The following is a 17,826-nucleotide window of genomic DNA, read 5'->3' as shown; positions in this document are numbered from 1 at the left end:
CGGCCACTTCGTCGCGCTGCAAGCCTGCCGCGGCATCGGCTCCGGCATTGCGCAGGGTCATCGCACCGATCTCTACGCCGGTACGCTGGGCCACATCACCGGCTTCACGCACGATGGGCTGCAACTTATCCACAAAGCGATTGACCGCCGAAGCCATGTCGCCAATTTCGTCCTTGCTGCTGATCTGTACACGCTTGGTGAGGTCGCCCTCACCTGCTGCCAGGTCATCCATGGCGACGATCAACAGCTTCAGACGGTTGACTACGCGGCGGCCGAGCACAATGGCAATCAGCAGCAATACACCAAACCCGACCAGTGCCAGGCCCATGCCGATACGCCAGCGCAAGGTGCCGGCAGCCTCCTGAACCGCACTGGTGGTGTTGGCGGTCATCTGGGTGGCCGTGGCTTGCGCCGATTGCAGGCGCGCGCCCATGGCGGCGGCGCTATCGGCCGCTGCGCCTTTGAGGCTGTCGCCGACCAGTTGATCACCGCTGGCAATCAGCGCGGCGAAACGGGTATCCAGTGCTTGCAGATCGGCCTCGACCGATGCGGTCGAGACCCCCATGCGAACTTTGCCGATCTCAACGCCGTTGGGACTGATCGAGGCTTCGACGTAATACACCGAAGGATCCGTCCTGGCCGCGTCCAGTACCTTATCCAGGGCCCGCTCTCCCGCGCCCTTGGCCAACAAGGCCTGGTTGATCGGATTTTCACGGTTCAGGTAACGGGTCAAATGCTCACCCGCCGCGTCGTCATACACCACGAACAACACGTTGGGATTGCGCTGTGCACGCCGGGCAAACTCCGACAATGTCGGCACATCGCTGTCCCACATGGCGCGCGGCGCTACCGAAGCCAGCAACTGCGCCATGTCATTGGCGGAGTCCTGCAGGTCTTTTTCCAGGGTCGCGCGCAATTGCTTCTGCTCTTGCTGAAGACGCGTGGAGAGCCCTGCAGTCAGACGCTGGCGAGTGCTGGTGGACAGGCTATCCAGGCTCGAGGTGACTTCCTTGCCGGCCTGGGCCAATTCGCCGGACAGCTTCTGGCTATCAATGCCCAGACGATTGCCCAAATCGGCCTCCAGGGCAGTGACCGTGCTCCGCGTCAGCGCGACGGCCACCAGCACTTGCACCAAAAGAGCGATACCTAGGGTAACGAACACCGGCCGCAGCAGACGGCTTTGTAACAACGAGAGAACAGCAGACACTGGAAATCCCTCCACCACGGGTGCCATTAATTTGATAGCACCTCGAAAGAGGGAAATACAGCAAGGGTCGTGCCGCTTGCCAGGCGGAAACGACAAAGGGCTCCCGAAGGAGCCCTTTGCTTTTTACATCAACAGCTTATTAAGCGAACGGGTGACGCAGAACGATGGTCTCGTTGCGGTCCGGGCCCGTCGAAATAATGTCGATCGGTGCGCCGATCAGCTCTTCCACGCGCTTGATGTAGGCGCGGGCGTTGGCTGGCAACTCTTCCAGGGTCTTGGCACCTACGGTCGATTCGGTCCAACCCGGCACTTCTTCGTACACAGGCTGCAGGCCTACGTAGCTGTCAGCGTCGGTCGGGGCGACATCGTTGCCTTGCGCGTCTTTGTAGCCGACGCAGATGTTGATGGCTTCCAGGCCGTCGAGCACGTCCAGCTTGGTCAGGCAGATGCCCGAGATGCTGTTCACATCGATAGCGCGACGCAGGATAACGGCGTCGAACCAGCCACAACGACGGGCACGGCCGGTGGTGGCGCCGAATTCGTGACCCTGCTTTGCCAGATGGGCGCCGACATCGTCGAACAGCTCAGTCGGGAACGGACCGGAACCTACACGGGTAGTGTAAGCCTTGGTGATGCCCAGGATGTAGTCCAGGAACATCGGGCCAACGCCTGAACCTGTGGCAACGCCGCCGGCAGTGGTGTTGGAGCTGGTCACATACGGGTAGGTACCGTGGTCGATGTCCAGCAACGAGCCCTGGGCGCCTTCGAACATGATGTCCTTGCCGGCGCGACGCAGGTCGTGCAGCTCGGCCGTCACGTCCAGCATCAGCGGCTTGAGCAGCTCGGCGTATTCCTTGCACTCGGCCAGGGTCTTTTCAAATTCGATGGCCGGCTCTTTGTAATAACCGACCAGCATGAAGTTGTGGTAATCCACCAGTTCACGCAGCTTGTCTTCAAAACGCGGCATGTTGAGCAGGTCGCCCACACGCAGGCCACGGCGTGCCACCTTGTCTTCGTAGGCCGGGCCGATGCCGCGACCGGTCGTACCGATCTTCAGCTCGCCACGCGCCTTTTCACGGGCCTGGTCCAGCGCCACGTGGAAGGACAGGATCAGCGGGCAGGATGGGCTGATACGCAGGCGCTCGCGCACCGGTACGCCTTTCTCTTCCAGCTTGACGATCTCGCGCAGCAAGGCGTCCGGTGCAACCACCACGCCGTTGCCGATCAGGCACTGCACGCCTTCGCGCAGCACGCCCGACGGGATAAGGTGCAAGACGGTTTTTTCGCCATCGATGACCAGGGTGTGGCCAGCGTTGTGACCACCCTGGTAGCGCACTACGGCGGCAGCATGTTCGGTCAGCAGATCAACGATCTTGCCTTTGCCCTCATCACCCCATTGGGTGCCCAGGACTACGACATTCTTACCCATAACACTTGTCCTCATTCGCGCAAACTTGGTGCCGGCGGTGGCCGGCAGGAAAACTCAAGAAGCCAGTGGCGATACTTGCCAAAGCCCGTTCTGCTGAATCAATTGCCGGTCGCAGTCCGCTTCACGGGCGGCGGCCAATGGTTGCCCAGGCAGGGCCTGGACGACACGCTGACCCTCACTGCGCAACTGACAAACCTGCTGCCAGAGTGCCGCGTCCGTACTGTCGGGCATCCAGATGCCACCAGACGGCAGCTCGACCTCAGCACGCCCCAGGGTCACCAGGGTTTTCAAATCGGTGGAAAAACCGGTGGCCGGACGGGCGCGACCAAAGTCGGCACCGATGTCGTCGTAGCGACCACCCTGGGCGATGGCCTGGCCAACACCCGGTACAAACACCGCGAACACCACACCAGTGTGGTAGTGGTAGCCGCGCAACTCGCCCAGATCAAAGTACAACGGCAGTTGCGGGAAACGCGCGGACAACTGCTCGGCAATCGCCTGCACGTCGTCCAGCGCCGCCAATACAGGCGCAGGCGCCTTGGCCAGGCGTTCACGCGCGGCCGCCAGCACTTCACGACCGCCGCACAGGTTGACCAGCGAGCGCAGCATATCGGCCAGCTCGGCAGGCACGCCTTCGGTCAGGGCGATGACTTCATCGATGGCCTTGCGTTGCAGGGCATCGAACAACTGTTGCTCAACCTCGCCGGACAAGCCGGCCGCACGGGCCAGGCCGCGGTAGATACCCACGTGACCCAGGTCCATGTGCACGTCCGGCACATCCGCCAGTTGCAGCATGGCCAGCATCAGGCTGATGACTTCAACGTCGCTGCTTGGGCTCGCATCGCCATACAACTCGGCGCCCAACTGGATCGGGCTGCGCGAAGACGACAAGGCACGCGGCTGGGCATGCAGCACGCTGCCGGCATAGCACAGGCGGCTGGGGCCTTCGCGGCGCAGGGTGTGCGCATCGATGCGTGCCACTTGCGGCGTGATGTCGGCGCGGAAACCCATTTGCCGGCCCGATTGCGGGTCGATAACCTTGAAGGTGCGCAGATCCAGGTCCTGGCCCGCGCCGGTCAGCAGGGATTCCAGGTACTCGATATGGGGGGTCACGACAAACTCGTAGCCCCAGCTCTGGAACAGATCCAACACCTGGCGACGCGCTATTTCAATGCGCGCAGCCTCTGGTGGCAGTACTTCTTCGATGCCATCTGGCAGCAGCCAGCGGTCTACCGTTGCCATTACGCCATTCCCCTTAGATCCGGGCGGCCAGCCCTCGGCCGAGCCTTGAGTAGAGCAGAAAATACCCGCCGCCTGCATAAACCACGCGCAAGAGCGACGTGACGAACGACCTGTAACCGGCCTCGTCGGGCACTTTCCTCGAAAAACCTGTCACGCCTGCCGAATCAAACATGCAGACGCAAAAAAGCCGGGAATTTCCCGGCTGCCGCATCATACACCCGTTTTCTGAAAGGATCACCCCGCCAGGCATTTTAGCCGCCCGACGGAGTGCTCCCTACAGAATCACAGGCTTGTTACTTGGACTTTTCCAGGTAGCGGAAGAAGTCGCTGCTTGGGTCAAGCACCAGCACGTCGGTCTTGTTCGCGAAGCTTTCACGGTAGGCGCGCAGGCTACGGTAGAACGCGTAGAACTCCTGGTCCTGGCCGTAAGCCTTGGCGTAGATCGCCGCGGCTTGAGCATCACCATCACCCCGAGCCTCTTCAGACTCGCGATAGGCCTCTGCCAACAGTACACGGCGCTGACGATCGGCATCCGCACGGATACCTTCGGCCAGCTCGTTACCCTTGGCACGGTGCTCACGGGCTTCACGCTCACGCTCGGTGCTCATACGTTCGAACACGCTGCGGTTCACTTCCTTGGGCAGGTCGATGGCCTTGACGCGAACGTCGACCACCTCGATACCCAGTTCTTTTTCCGCCATGGTGTTCAGCGAACGGGTGATGTCCGCCATCAGCGCGTCACGTTCACCGGATACCACCTCGTGCAGGGTGCGCTTACCAAACTGGTCACGCAGGCCCGATTCCAGACGGCGCGACAAACGCTCGTCGGCAATCTGCTTGAGGCCGGAAGTCGCAGTGTAGAAGCGCTCGGCATCCTTGACGCGCCACTTGGCGTAGGCGTCAACCATCACGGCTTTCTTTTCCAGGGTCAGGAAGCGCTGTGTCGGTGCATCCAGGGTCATCAGGCGCGCGTCGAACTTGCGCACCTGGTTGACGTAGGGGACTTTCACATGCAGGCCCGGCTGGACATCCGCCTGGACCACACGGCCGAATTGCAGCAGCACCGCACGCTCGGTCTGAGCGACGATGTAGAAGCAGTTCCAGGCAGCGATGACCACGACGACGCCCACAATCAGGGCGGTCAGCGATTTATTGCTCATCAACGGCTCTCCCTGGTACGTGTTTGCTGTTGCAGCAAGTCAGCGGCCGCACGGGCGCTCGCTTCGTTGGCAGCGGCATTCGAACCGGTGGACGGCGCGCTGGTGCCACTACGACCACCTTCGATCATCTTGTCCAGCGGCAGGTACAGCAGGTTGTTCTGCCCACCCTTGCTGCCGGTCACGAGAACCTTGCTGGTGTTGCTGAAGACTTCCTGCATGGTGTCCAGGTACAGACGCTCGCGGGTAACCTCGGGCGCCTTGCGGTACTCGGCAACCAGTTTGGTAAAGCGGTCCGCCTCACCCTTGGCGCGGGAGACCACTTCGTCGCGGTAACCGTTGGCATCCTCGAGGATGCGCTGGGCCTGACCACGGGCTTCCGGCACGACGCCGTTGGCGTAGGTTTCAGCCTGGTTGCGCGAACGCTGCTCATCTTCACGGGCGCGGATCACGTCGTCGAAGGCTTCCTGCACTTCACGCGGCGCGGCTGCGCTCTGTACGTTGACCTGGGTGACGGTGATACCGGTGCGATAGGTATCGAGGAAGCGTTGCAGACGCTCCTTGATTTCGCTGGCCATCAATTCACGACCTTCGGTCAGCACCTGGTCCATGGCGGTGGAACCCACCACATGGCGCAGGGCGCTTTCGGTTGCGTGTTGCAGGCTGATTTCCGGCTGATCGACGTTCAGCACGAAGTCCTGCAGGTTGCTGATCTTGTACTGCACGGTCAGCGGCACTTCGACGATGTTCTCGTCTTCGGTCAGCATCTGGCCCTGCTTGGTGTAGGCACGCTCGCGCGTGACGTTCTCCATGTACTTCTTGTCGATCGGCGGGAAATAGATGTTCAGGCCTGGCCCGACCGTCTCGTAATACTTGCCGAAGCGCAGCACCACGGCTTGCTCCTGCTCGTCCACTACGTAGACCGCGCTGTACAGCCAGACGGCCGCGAGCACGACAAGACCCAGGCCCAGCAGGCCATAGCCGCCGCCCTTGCTTGTGCGACCGCCCTCGTCACCACCGCGTTTTTTTCCACCACCGAACAACCCATTCAGGCTTTCCTGCAGCTTTCGGAAGGCCTCGTCGAGATCCGGTGGCCCCTTGCGGTCGCCATTATTGCGGCGCTTACCACCCCAAGGATCCTGATTATTCGAGTTGCCACCCGGCTCATTCCAAGCCATAGCGCTCTCCATCTGATAAAGCAAAGACGCACCCACGGCGCGCCGACCAATGCTACAGAATGCCTGCTACTGCGGCACAACCGCTTTCTCAGGCTTTTATTGCAAAGTGTGTTGTTCGAGGAACTCCGCCGGTACAACACCCTCGCGACTGACCAGTCGATTGAGCTCCGCGCGTGGCAATCGAACGGCCAGCAAGCTGACACCTTCTTCGTCGTGTTCTTCTTTCTGTACCGCGCCCAGCTCGAAAAACTGTGCACGCAGTCGAGCAAAACGCTGCGGCAAGCGCAAGGTGCCCACGAACAAATCGCCGCCGAGCAACTCGGCGATGGCTTGTTCAAGCAACTCCAGACCACTGCCATCACGCGCCGACAGCCAGACCCGCTGGGGCCTGCCATTCTCATCGCGCTGGATTTGCGGCTCGACGCCTTCAAGCAAATCGAGTTTGTTATAGACCTCGAGGATCGGCAAGTCCTGGGCACCAATCTCGCCCAGCACCAGCATCACCTGCTCGATCTGCAGCATGCGATCCGGCTCGGCCGCATCGATCACGTGCAGCAGCAGGTCGGAATTGCTCGATTCCTCGAGCGTAGACCGAAATGCCTCGACCAGCTTGTGCGGCAAGTGCCGGATGAAGCCCACGGTATCGGCCAGCACAATCGGCCCCAGGTCGTCCAGATCGAGGCGGCGCAGGGTCGGATCGAGGGTGGCGAACAATTGGTCGGCCGCGTACACGTCCGATTTCGTCACGTTATTGAACAGCGTGGACTTGCCGGCGTTGGTATAGCCCACCAGGGATACGGTCGGGATATCGGCACGGGAACGGCCACGGCGCGATTGCTCGCGCTGGCTGCGGACTTTCTCCAGGCGGCCCTTGATCTGGCGCAGGCGAACCCGCAACAGACGTCGGTCGGTTTCCAGCTGGGTTTCACCCGGACCACGCATGCCGATGCCGCCGCCCTGGCGCTCAAGGTGCGTCCAGCCGCGGACCAGCCGCGTACTCATGTGGTCAAGCTGGGCCAGTTCGACCTGGAGCTTGCCTTCATGGGTACGTGCGCGTTGGGCGAAAATATCGAGAATCAGGCCGGTACGGTCGATCACGCGACACTCGAAGACACGTTCGAGGTTACGTTCCTGACTGGGCGTCAGAACGTGATTGAAGATCACCAGATCGGCTTCTTCGGCATGGACCAGGTCGCGCAATTCTTCGACCTTGCCGCTGCCAATCAGGTATTTGGCGGTTGGCCGATGACGCGGCACGTTAAAAAACGCAACGGTCTCGGCGCCGGCCGAATTTGCCAACTCCTGAAACTCCTGCGGATCTTCGCGCGCCTCAGGGTCCTGTCCATCCAAGTGAACGAGGATCACTCGCTCACCACCACCGTGGCGCTCAAAGAACAAAGGAGACTCCTATCAGGCGTTACCTGGCTCAGCGTCAGCTGCTTCATCACCTGCTGCGCTAGGCAGACGGATTGGACGAACAGGGACGACTGTTGAGATAGCGTGTTTGTAAACCATCTGGCTGACGGTGTTTTTCAGCAGGATCACGAACTGGTCGAACGACTCGATCGTACCTTGCAACTTGATACCGTTGACCAGATAAATGGAAACCCCCACTTTCTCTTTACGTAAGGTATTCAAGTAAGGGTCTTGTAGCGAATGCCCTTTTGACATGTGCCGCACTCCTTTAAGGATCAATAATAAAAAATCGGAAAAATAAATAGCTCATGGCCGCCACACCCCCAAGGATAGACGGCAATTGCAAGGACTCAGCTCAATATGGAGACCGTTCCCAGGTATTTCAAGGCGCGTGACAGATTGTCGCTGTCCAGGCTGTCCAGCCAGTGCAAATCGCTCCAGCTGCGCAACCAGGTGAACTGGCGCTTCGCCAATTGGCGCGTGGCAATGATGCCGCGTTCCTGCATTTCGGCTGACGTCAGCTTGCCATCCAGATGATCCCAGACTTGGCGGTAGCCTACAGCACGTATCGAAGGCAATCCTGGATGCAGATTACCTCTGGAACGCAGTGCTACGACCTCCTCCACAAACCCCTGTTCCAACATATTTGTGAATCTTTGTGCAATCCGTTCATGCAGCACTTGGCGGTTCGCCGGAGCGATGGCCAGGTTCGCCACAGTATAGGGCAATTGTGACCGGCCAGATGCGCCTGCGTCAGCACTTTGCGCAGTTTGTTTCAGCCGATGTTCAGTCATGGTCTGACCACCCACACGCCAGACTTCCAGGGCGCGGGTAAGGCGCTGTGGATCATTGGGGTGGATGCGTGCCGCGGACACCGGATCTATCGCCGCCAGTTGGTCGTGCAGGGCTTGCCAGCCCAGACGTGCGGCCTCGTCTTCAAGTTCGGCGCGCACCTGGGCGTCGGCAGGCGGCATATCCGCCAGACCTTCCTGCAAAGCCTTGTAGTAGAGCATCGTGCCGCCGACCAGCAACGGAATGTTACCCCGGGCTGTGATCTCGGCCATGGCGGCCAAAGCGTCGGTACGAAAATCCGCAGCCGAATAGCTCTCGGCCGGGTCGATGATGTCAATCAAACGATGCGGATACCGGGCCAACACCTCTTTCGAAGGCTTGGCCGTACCGATGTCCATGTCCCGGTAAACCAGGGCAGAGTCGACACTGATCAGCTCGCACGGCAAGACCCTGGTCAGCTCGATGGCCAGGTCGGTCTTGCCGGCGGCCGTTGGGCCCATCAGGAAAATCGCGGGGGGCAAGGCACTCATCAGCGACCGCGCAGGAACAGTTTGTCCAGATCATCCAGGCCCATCTGGGTCCAGGTCGGTCGGCCATGGTTGCATTGGCCGCTGCGCTCGGTGTTTTCCATGTCGCGCAGCAGGCCGTTCATTTCCGGCAGGGCCAGGCGACGGTTGGCGCGGATGGCGCCGTGGCAGGCCATGGTGCCGAGCAACTCATTGATATGCGCCTGGATACGGTCGCTGGTGCCGTACTCCATCAGGTCAGCCAATACATCGGCTACCAGCCGGTTGGCCTCGGCTTGCTTGAGCAGCGCGGGAATCTGGCGGATCGCCAGGGTTTCCGGGCCCAGGCGTTGCAGTTCGAAGCCCAGTTTCTGGAACACACCGTGGTGCTCTTCGGCGCAATCGGCTTCACGCTGGCTGACCGCCAGGGATTCGGGCACCAGCAATGGCTGGCCACTGAGCCCTTCACTGGCCATGGCGATCTTCAGGCGCTCATACATGATCCGCTCGTGAGCCGCATGCATGTCCACCAGCACCAGGCCGTGGGCATTTTCCGCCAGGATGTAGATGCCCTTGAGTTGCGCCAGCGCATAGCCCAACGGTGGAATATCACCACCGCCCTCGGGCAAGGCAACTGTGCCGGGCTCGGCACCCGGCAGCGGCGCGAAAAACTCACGGTAAGCCGCCTGGGCCTCGGCCACCGGCACGGTCGATTGCGGGCGCGGGGTGTATTGATACTGATAACCGGCGCCGGCTCCCGCGTTGGGCGCTGTGTAGTTGGGCTGCTGCGGAGATTGCAGCAGGTTGGCGGCCAGGCTCATTTCGCCCTGGGGCCCGAATTCACCGGCCTCGGGGCCGCTTGGGCGGACCACCGCCGTCACGATGGGCGCCGACAATTGATCATCCGGGCGCACGTCGCCCAAGGCGCGGTGCAAGGTGCCGTACAGGAAGTCATGCACCATGCGCCCATCACGGAAGCGCACTTCGTGCTTGGTCGGGTGCACATTGACGTCGACCACCGAGGGGTCGACTTCAAAAAACAGCACGAACGTCGGATGCCGCCCGTTGAACAACACGTCGCGGTAGGCCTGGCGCACCGCATGGGCCACGAGCTTGTCGCGCACTGCCCGGCCATTCACGAAGAAATACTGCAAATCCGCCTGGCTGCGGGAGAAGGTCGGCAAACCGACCCAGCCCCACAGGCGCAAACCATTGCGTTCAATCTCTATCGGCAACGCCTGCTCCAGAAAGCCGGCTCCGCAGACTGCCGCCACGCGCCGAGCACGCGCGGCGTCGTCATTGGCTTCGTGCAGGCTGAGGATGGTCTTGCCGTTGTGGCGCAGATGGAACGCCACATCGAAACGTGCCAGGGCCAGGCGCTTGATGACTTCCTGCAGGTGGTCGAATTCGGTTTTTTCGGCCTTGAGGAATTTGCGCCGCGCCGGGGTATTGAAGAACAGGTCGCGCACTTCTACCGAGGTGCCCACCGGATGAGCTGCCGGCTGGACCCGGGGCGCCATGTCACGGCCTTCGGTTTCCACTTGCCAGGCCTGCTCGGCACCGCGTGTACGCGAGGTCAGGGTCAAGCGGGCCACGGAGCTGATGGAGGCCAGGGCCTCACCGCGAAAGCCCAGGCTCATGACCCGTTCAAGGTCTTCCAGGTCGCGGATCTTGCTGGTGGCGTGGCGGGCCAGGGCCAGCGGCAGGTCATCCGACGAGATGCCGCTGCCATCGTCGCGCACCCGCAGCAGCTTGACGCCGCCCTGCTCCACGTCCACGTCGATGCGCCTGGCGCCGGAGTCGATGCTGTTTTCCAGCAGCTCCTTGATCACCGAGGCCGGGCGCTCGACCACCTCGCCCGCGGCGATCTGGTTAGCCAGGCGCGGGCTGAGCAGTTCAATGCGCGAGCCACTATTCAAGACAGATTCGCTCATTACTGCGCCGCCAATTCAGTGCCTGGGATGGTCAACACCTGGCCGATCTTCAGCTCATCGGTTTTCAGGTTGTTGGCGCTGCGCAAGGCGGCGGGCGTGACCTGGAAACGTACCGCCAGCATGGCCACGGTGTCGCCGGGCTGCACGCGGTGATCACGCGGCCCCTGGGCAATTTTGCCGGAATCACGCAACCAGGCGATGTAAGTGCCCGGTGGCGGATTCTGCTGGAAGAACTGGCGCACGCCGGCGCTGATCGAGCGCGCCAAGGCTTGCTGATGGCTGGCACTGGCCAGCTTGGATGCCTCGTTGGCGTTGGAAATGAATCCGGTCTCGACCAGGATCGACGGGATATCCGGCGACTTCAGCACCATGAACCCGGCTTGCTCCACGCGCTGTTTATGCAGCGATGTGACTCGACCGATGTTGCTCAGGACTTTCTGGCCGACGTTCAGGCTGGAGGTCAGCGAGGCGGTCATCGAAAGATCAAGCAGTACGCCGGCGAGCATTTTGTCCTTATCGTCGAGGGACACGTTGCCGGCCCCGCCGATCAGATCGGAACGGTTTTCGCTGTCGGCCAGCCAACGGGCAGTCTCGGACGTGGCGCCACGATCCGACAGGGCAAACACCGACGCACCGAAAGCGGCGCTGGAAGGCGCGGCGTCGGCGTGGATCGAGACAAACAGGTCCGCACCCTTCTTGCGGGCGATTTCAGTACGCCCGCGCAACGGGATGAAGTAGTCGCCGGTACGGGTCAGTTCGGCGCGATAGCCTTTCATGCCGTTGACCTGGCGTTGCAGTTCGCGGGCGATGGCCAGCACCACGTCTTTTTCATGCTGGCCGCGCGAACCGGAGGCGCCCGGGTCTTCGCCACCGTGACCGGCGTCGATGACCACGATAATGTCGCGCTTGCCTGCCGGAGCAGGCGGCGGCGGTGGCAGCTTGACCTGCGGTTGCGAGGGGTTGACCGGCACCGCCGGCACCGTTGCCACGCTGGGCGTCGGCACAGGCGGCGGCGCGGCATCGGCGGGATTGTCGAACAGGTCGACCACCAGGCGGTTGCCATATTGGGCGTTCGGGGCCAGGGAAAAGCTTTTGGGGGTCACGGCCTTTTTCAGGTCGATGACCACGCGCAGATCGGTCGGCGTGCGCTGGGCCGAACGCATGGCGGTAATGGGGGTATTGGCAGTGGAGACCTTCAGCGGCGCAGCCAGGCTCGCACCGTTGATGTCGATCACCAGGCGATCGGGCGCCGTGAGGGTAAAGACGCTGTGCTGGACCGGGCCAGACAGGTCGAACACCAGTCGCGTGTTATCCGGCGCTCGCCACAGGCGAACACTTTTCACCTGTGAAGCAGCCAGAGCATTGACAGTCATTGCCGCAAGCAACACCCCCACGACAGCAACCAACGCGCGAAAGCGCATACCTAACCCCACCAATTATTTGAATTCCAATGCCAAAGCGGCGCACCACGACTGGCCGCGCACGCTCTGGGGCAACAACTTCAGCTGACGTCCATGCTCATGCGGCGTAATGGTAATGGTCATGTCCGGCTTTGGCAAAAAGCCTGTGCCTTTATTTGGCCACTCGATCAGGCATAACGCGTCTTCGTCGAAATAATCCCGGATGCCCATGAATTCCAGCTCTTCGGGGTCCACCAGGCGATAGAGGTCGAAGTGGAAAGCGCGAATCTTGCCGATCTCGTAGGGCTCGACCAGTGTGAACGTCGGACTCTTTACCGCACCGGCGTGACCCAAACCGCGAATGATGCCCCGGGACAGCGTGGTCTTGCCCGCCCCCAAGTCGCCTTCAAGGAAGATCAGCCCTGCCCCGGCAGTGACCTGGGCAAGGCGCTGGCCGAGGCTGACCATGGCCTCTTCATCCGCCAGGAAAAGAATTACTTCAGGCACGGCGACTGCTCCTCCAACAATTGACGAATGGCCGGTATCAGGTCACTGGCGGCCAGGCCGCGACCAAATGTGCCCTGGCGATCCCCCGCCGTGGCGTGCAACCACACGGCCAGGCAGCTTGCCTCATAGCCGTGCATGCCCTGGGCCAGCAATGCGCCGACGAGGCCGGCCAATACGTCGCCAAGCCCTGCCGTCGCCATCGCGGGATGGCCTTGGTCACAGCGCGAAACACGTCCGTCCGGGCTGGCGATCAAACTGCCAGCACCCTTGAGGATAGCCACCGCGTTGAATGTCTGGCTCAACGCGCGCGCCACCTTAAGGCGATCGGCCTGAACCTCGGCTGTTGAAATGCCCAACAGACGTGCGGCTTCGCCTGGATGCGGGGTAATCACGCAATTGGCCGGCAGGCTGACCTTGCCGGTCGCCAGTTGATTCAAGGCGTCGGCGTCCCAGACTTGCGGCTGGGGCGCGTTGGCGGCGACGGACAGCAGGCTTTTACCCCAGGAAGCGTCACCGAGACCGGGCCCGATCACAATCACTGAGATCTTTTCCAGCAGGCCCATCAGTTGATTGGCCGAACTCACGCCCACCGTCATCACTTCAGGCAAACGCGCCAACGCGGCGGGCACATGTTCAACCCGTGTTGCCAGCGACACCATGCCCGCACCACTGCGCAATGCACTTTCGGTACTGAGCAACGCTGCCCCGCCAAAGCCTCGGTCGCCGCCAATCACCAGCAGATGGCCGAACTGGCCTTTATGAGCGTCCAGCGAACGCGCAGCCAGTTGCGGCAAGTGACCCGGCAACAACAGCTGAACGTCGGTTATTTCGTGTTTTGTCTGAGGCATGCGTCTTCAAGCTCCGATGTCTGGCAGAATTATACGCATCTATCCTGTGGTTTCCCGTGTCTCATGCCCCCTATCACCTCCGATCTGCCCGCCCTCGCCCAATCGATCAAAGACTGGGGCCGCGAGCTGGGCTTTCAACAAGTCGGCATCAGCGGCCTGGACCTGGCCGAGCATGAACAGCACCTGCAACGCTGGCTCGACGCGGGTTATCACGGCGAGATGGAGTACATGGGCGCCCACGGCAGCAAACGCTCCCATCCCGATGAGCTGGTGCCGGGCACCTTGCGCGTGGTATCGCTGCGCATGGATTACCTGCCCGGCGACACCCAGATGGCGCAATTGCTGGCCCAGCCGGAGAAAGCCTACATCTCGCGCTACGCCCTGGGCCGCGATTACCACAAGCTGATCCGCAAGCGCGTGCAGCAACTGGCCGACCGCATCCAGGCTCAGATCGGACCGTTCGGCTTTCGCGCCTTCGTCGACAGCGCACCGGTACTGGAAAAAGCCATCGCCGAACAGGCCGGCCTGGGCTGGATCGGCAAAAACACCCTGGTACTCAATCGCAAGGCCGGCAGCTATTTCTTCCTCAGCGAACTGTTTGTTGATTTACCGTTGCCGGTGGACCCACCCCACGCCACCGAACACTGCGGCCGTTGCACGGCGTGTCTGGACATCTGCCCCACCAACGCCTTCGTCGGCCCTTATGTGCTGGACGCGCGGCGCTGCATTTCCTACCTGACCATCGAACTCAAAAGCGCCATCCCCGAAGACCTGCGCCCACTGATCGGCAACCGTGTGTTTGGCTGCGATGACTGTCAGATCGTTTGCCCGTGGAATCGTTTCGCCCGATCCACCGCCGAAAGCGATTTCAAGCCACGTCACAATCTGGATAACGCTGAACTGGCCGAATTGTTTATGTGGGACGAGGATAAATTCCTCAGCAGCACCGAGGGCTCGCCCCTGCGCCGTGCCGGTTATGAGCGCTGGTTACGCAACCTGGCGGTGGGCCTGGGCAATGCGCCCTCCAGCATTCCGGTGCTTGAAGCGCTCAAGGCGCGGCGGGACTACCCGTCGGAGCTGGTGCGCGAACATGTGGAATGGGCGCTGGAGCAACACGCTGGACGTTAATGCACATCGTCGTTGTAAACGAACTTGGGCATTTCCCAGTGAAACCGGATCGCCAGCAGGCGCAGTAGAAACCCGCTGAACAAGGTCAGCAGAATGGACTGTTCGCTGGGCAATTCCAGATACAGGCACAGCAAGTAGAACCAGGCGGCCAGGAACGACACGCTGGCGTACAGCTCACGGCGAAAGATCAGCGGGATGTCATTGCAGAAGATATCGCGCAGGATGCCGCCAAATACGCCGGTGATCACGCCACTGACCGACGCCACCAGCATGCCATGTCCCATTTCCAGGGCGGTCATGCAGCCGATCAGGGTGAATGCCACCAGGCCCAAAGCGTCCAGCGCCAGAAACAGCGAGCGCAGGCGGCGCATCAGCGGTGCGATAAAGATGGTCACCAGTGCGGCCACCGAGGTCAGCACCAGGTACTCAGGGTGCTTGACCCAAGTCAGCGGGTAATGGCCCAGCAACATATCGCGCACCGACCCGCCACCCAGCGCCGTCACGCAGGCGATCAGCACCACGCCAAACCAGTCCATGCCGCGTCGACCGGCGGACAAGGCGCCGGTCATGGCTTCGGCGGTGATGGCGATGAGGTAGAGCATCAGCAGCATGATGGCGATCCTTGCAGGGTGGCCGGCAGTCTAATCATTTGCTGATGGCACCAAAAGGGGGCGCTCCGAGATAAACCCAGTCGCCCTTCCACACTTGGATTTGCAAATCCATTCCAATGTGGGAGGGGGCTTGCCCCCGATGGCGGCCTCTGGGCCGACCAGGATGTTGGATCAGATCGAGTACATATCCGTTTCTGCGGTAACGGCCACTTAGGGTTCCGCCCTGACGGCGGCTCACTTTTGAAAAGCGCAAAAGTAAGCAAAACGCTCTTGCCCCACCACTCGGCACCTCGCCCAGGCTCGGTGTGCCCTCTCTCCGGCTTGAATCCGTGGGCCGCCGCAATGGGCCATCCATGGCCCAGTGCGGCTAACCCGGCGTCCTGCCGGGTTACCCACGGATTCAAGCCTGCGTTCGGCCAGCGTGGTTTAACGGGGCGCCTAGGATCAAAAGCAGATCAAGATCAAGAGCGACTCGCTGCGCATCGTGGTTACTGTTGGGCGCTGCTGAGTTGTGTAGATACCTATGCCCCCGATAAGGGAGTGTCAGTCAATGCATCCGGGCCTGACACACCGCCATCGGGGGCAAGCCCCCTCCCACATGTGCAGCGGACGCTGCCGACTTCAGGCCTTGATGAAATGCTTGCGGTAATGCTGCAACTCGGCGATCGACTCGCGGATGTCATCCAGCGCCAGGTGCGTGCTGCCTTTATGGAAGCTGTCTTTGACCTCCGGCGCCCAGCGTGCTGCCAGCTCCTTCAAGGTCGACACGTCCAGGTTGCGATAATGGAAGTAGCTCTCCAGCCCTTTCATGTGCGTATAAAGGAAGCGCCGGTCCTGGCAGATGCTGTTGCCGCAGATTGGCGACTTGCCCTTGGGCACCCAGTTTTCCAGAAAGGCGATGGTTTGGGCTTCGGCTTCGGCCATGCTGATGCGGCTGTCGCGTACACGCTGGGTCAGGCCCGAGTTGCCATGGGTGCGGGTATTCCACTCGTCCATGGTGGCAAGCACGGCATCGCTGTGGTGAATCGCGATCACCGGACCTTCGGCCAAGGTATTGAGGTTGCTGTCGGTGACAATCGTCGCCATCTCGATGATGACGTCGGTGTCGGGGTTCAGACCGGTCATTTCCAGATCGATCCAAATCAGGTTCTGTGGGTTTTGCATGGCTTGATTCTCTTGGCACCTTGGCGTAGCTGCGCAGTTTAGCAGGCGGGGCCGTGCTAGACTCGCGACCGTTTTACCCAACTTTTGCATTATCGACACGGAACACCAATGGCCAAACGCCAGCTCAATCGTCGCCAAAACTGGCGCATCGAAAAGATTCAAGGTGAACGCGCAGCGCGCGCCGCCAAACGCGAATCCTCCGCCGTGGAAGCGCTCGAGGGCGGCGACCTGGGGCCCGAACAAACCGGCCTGGTGATCGCGCACTTCGGCGTGCAGGTCGAAGTCGAGGCGCTGGAAGGCGACCTCGCAGGCTCTGTGTCCCGCTGCCACCTGCGCGCCAACCTGCCCGCGCTGGTCACCGGCGACAAAGTCGTGTGGCGTGCCGGCAACCAGGGCATCGGCGTGATCGTCGCCCAGTTGCCACGCAGCACTGAATTGCGTCGCCCCGACAGCCGTGGCCAGCTCAAGCCGGTGGCGGCCAACGTCGACATGATCGTGATTGTGTTCGCACCGTTGCCCGAGCCCCATGCCAACCTGATCGACCGCTACCTGGTCGCGGCCGAACATGCCGGTATCCGCCCGCTGTTGCTGCTGAACAAATTCGACTTGATCGACGAGCAGAACGCTCCGGCGCTCAACGCCTTGCTGGCGGTCTACCGCACCCTGGGCTACCCGGTGCTGGAAGTGTCGGCCCATCACGGCGACGGCATGGAACAGCTGCAACAGCAGCTGGACGGGCGCATCAGCGTGTTCGTTGGTCAGTCGGGCGTGGGCAAGTCGTCGCTGGTCAACAGCCTGCTGCCGGAAGTCGACACCCGCGTCGGCCCGCTGTCGGAACTGTCCGGCCAGGGCACCCACACCACCACCACCGCACGGCTGTTCCACTTCCCCGGTGGCGGTGAGCTGATCGACTCCCCGGGTATTCGTGAATTCGGCCTCGGCCATGTCAGCCGCAGCGACGTGGAAGCAGGCTTCATCGAGTTCAACGACCTGATCGGCACTTGCCGCTTCCGCGACTGCAAACACGACCGCGAGCCGGGTTGTGCATTGCTCAAGGCGCTGGAGGATGGACGTGTGCAGCAGCAGCGGATGAACAGCTATCGGTCGATTATTGCGAGCTTGCCTGAGAGCAGTTACTAAGCCACCAGCCTCTGTAGGAGCGAGCTTGCTCGCGAAGATCCCAAACGCAACGCGAGCATCCAGCATACACGCGTTATCGTTGACGGTTTTCGCGAGCAAGCTCGCTCCTACAATGAGATGGCTGATACGACAAGGCCGCGATAATCGCGGCCTTGTCGTATCTGGAG

Annotated in this window: 15 protein-coding genes and 1 pseudogene; 2 read left to right on the top strand and 14 right to left on the bottom strand. The window is 61.5% G+C overall.

Going from position 1 to position 17,826, the window contains the following annotated elements; translation table 11 throughout:
• Positions 1-178: 178 nt before the first annotated feature.
• The 12 genes and pseudogenes from MRY17_RS26540 to MRY17_RS02460 all read right to left on the bottom strand — a co-directional run.
• Positions 179-232: pseudogene (locus MRY17_RS26540) on the bottom strand (hypothetical protein); the annotation flags it as partial.
• A gap of 1,114 nt (positions 233-1,346) precedes the next feature.
• Complete coding sequence (locus MRY17_RS02510; protein ID WP_181285353.1) at positions 1,347-2,636, bottom strand: adenylosuccinate synthase; 1,290 nt, start codon at positions 2,634-2,636, stop codon at positions 1,347-1,349.
• 54 nt (positions 2,637-2,690) lie between these two features.
• A complete protein-coding gene (locus MRY17_RS02505; protein WP_181285354.1) occupies positions 2,691-3,878 on the bottom strand; it encodes an ATP phosphoribosyltransferase regulatory subunit in 1,188 nt (395 codons plus the stop codon).
• 293 nt (positions 3,879-4,171) lie between these two features.
• On the bottom strand, positions 4,172-5,038 hold the full coding sequence (gene hflC / locus MRY17_RS02500; RefSeq protein WP_003188064.1) for a protease modulator HflC: 867 nt from the start codon (positions 5,036-5,038) through the stop codon (positions 4,172-4,174).
• Entirely contained in the window at positions 5,038-6,213 is a 1,176-nt protein-coding gene (gene hflK / locus MRY17_RS02495) for an FtsH protease activity modulator HflK (protein ID WP_034117444.1), read from the bottom strand. Before hflK ends, hflC begins: the two co-directional genes overlap by 1 nt.
• Positions 6,214-6,309: 96 nt before the next feature.
• A complete protein-coding gene (gene hflX, locus MRY17_RS02490; protein WP_057724271.1) occupies positions 6,310-7,611 on the bottom strand; it encodes a ribosome rescue GTPase HflX in 1,302 nt (433 codons plus the stop codon).
• A gap of 12 nt (positions 7,612-7,623) precedes the next feature.
• Entirely contained in the window at positions 7,624-7,884 is a 261-nt protein-coding gene (hfq, locus tag MRY17_RS02485; RefSeq protein WP_016976904.1) for an RNA chaperone Hfq, read from the bottom strand.
• 95 nt (positions 7,885-7,979) lie between these two features.
• On the bottom strand, positions 7,980-8,951 hold the full coding sequence (gene miaA, locus MRY17_RS02480) for a tRNA (adenosine(37)-N6)-dimethylallyltransferase MiaA (protein ID WP_243353247.1): 972 nt from the start codon (positions 8,949-8,951) through the stop codon (positions 7,980-7,982).
• Positions 8,951-10,861, bottom strand: coding sequence for a DNA mismatch repair endonuclease MutL (gene mutL, locus MRY17_RS02475; protein ID WP_411566114.1), 1,911 nt, complete (start codon positions 10,859-10,861; stop codon positions 8,951-8,953). Before mutL ends, miaA begins: the two co-directional genes overlap by 1 nt.
• Positions 10,861-12,282, bottom strand: coding sequence for an N-acetylmuramoyl-L-alanine amidase (locus MRY17_RS02470; RefSeq protein WP_065886524.1), 1,422 nt, complete (start codon positions 12,280-12,282; stop codon positions 10,861-10,863). Before MRY17_RS02470 ends, mutL begins: the two co-directional genes overlap by 1 nt.
• A 15-nt stretch (positions 12,283-12,297) precedes the next feature.
• Positions 12,298-12,768 (bottom strand): tRNA (adenosine(37)-N6)-threonylcarbamoyltransferase complex ATPase subunit type 1 TsaE, encoded by a 471-nt coding sequence (gene tsaE, locus MRY17_RS02465; protein WP_243353246.1) that lies wholly within the window; start codon positions 12,766-12,768, stop codon positions 12,298-12,300.
• A complete protein-coding gene (locus tag MRY17_RS02460; RefSeq protein WP_243353245.1) occupies positions 12,756-13,616 on the bottom strand; it encodes an NAD(P)H-hydrate dehydratase in 861 nt (286 codons plus the stop codon). Before MRY17_RS02460 ends, tsaE begins: the two co-directional genes overlap by 13 nt.
• Positions 13,617-13,679: 63 nt before the next feature.
• On the opposite strand from MRY17_RS02460, the gene queG reads away from it, so the two are divergent.
• Positions 13,680-14,744 carry a tRNA epoxyqueuosine(34) reductase QueG gene (gene queG, locus MRY17_RS02455; protein ID WP_191953167.1) on the top strand — a complete coding sequence of 355 codons (1,065 nt, stop codon included), beginning with the start codon at positions 13,680-13,682 and terminating at the stop codon, positions 14,742-14,744.
• On the opposite strand, the gene MRY17_RS02450 is transcribed toward queG, so the two are convergent.
• Complete coding sequence (locus tag MRY17_RS02450) at positions 14,741-15,358, bottom strand: trimeric intracellular cation channel family protein (RefSeq protein WP_181285362.1); 618 nt, start codon at positions 15,356-15,358, stop codon at positions 14,741-14,743. The two genes, queG and MRY17_RS02450, sit on opposite strands and share 4 nt — an antisense overlap.
• 618 nt (positions 15,359-15,976) lie before the next feature.
• On the bottom strand, positions 15,977-16,519 hold the full coding sequence (gene orn / locus MRY17_RS02445) for an oligoribonuclease (RefSeq protein ID WP_124356771.1): 543 nt from the start codon (positions 16,517-16,519) through the stop codon (positions 15,977-15,979).
• Between the two features lie 108 nt (positions 16,520-16,627).
• On the opposite strand from orn, the gene rsgA reads away from it, so the two are divergent.
• A complete protein-coding gene (rsgA, locus tag MRY17_RS02440) occupies positions 16,628-17,659 on the top strand; it encodes a small ribosomal subunit biogenesis GTPase RsgA (protein WP_243353244.1) in 1,032 nt (343 codons plus the stop codon).
• Positions 17,660-17,826: the final 167 nt, after the last annotated feature.

Origin of the sequence: Pseudomonas orientalis, assembly GCF_022807995.1 — a bacterium.
Classification (GTDB): Bacteria; Pseudomonadota; Gammaproteobacteria; order Pseudomonadales; family Pseudomonadaceae; genus Aquipseudomonas; species Aquipseudomonas orientalis_B.
This window is presented reverse-complemented; position numbering and strand designations above follow the sequence as displayed.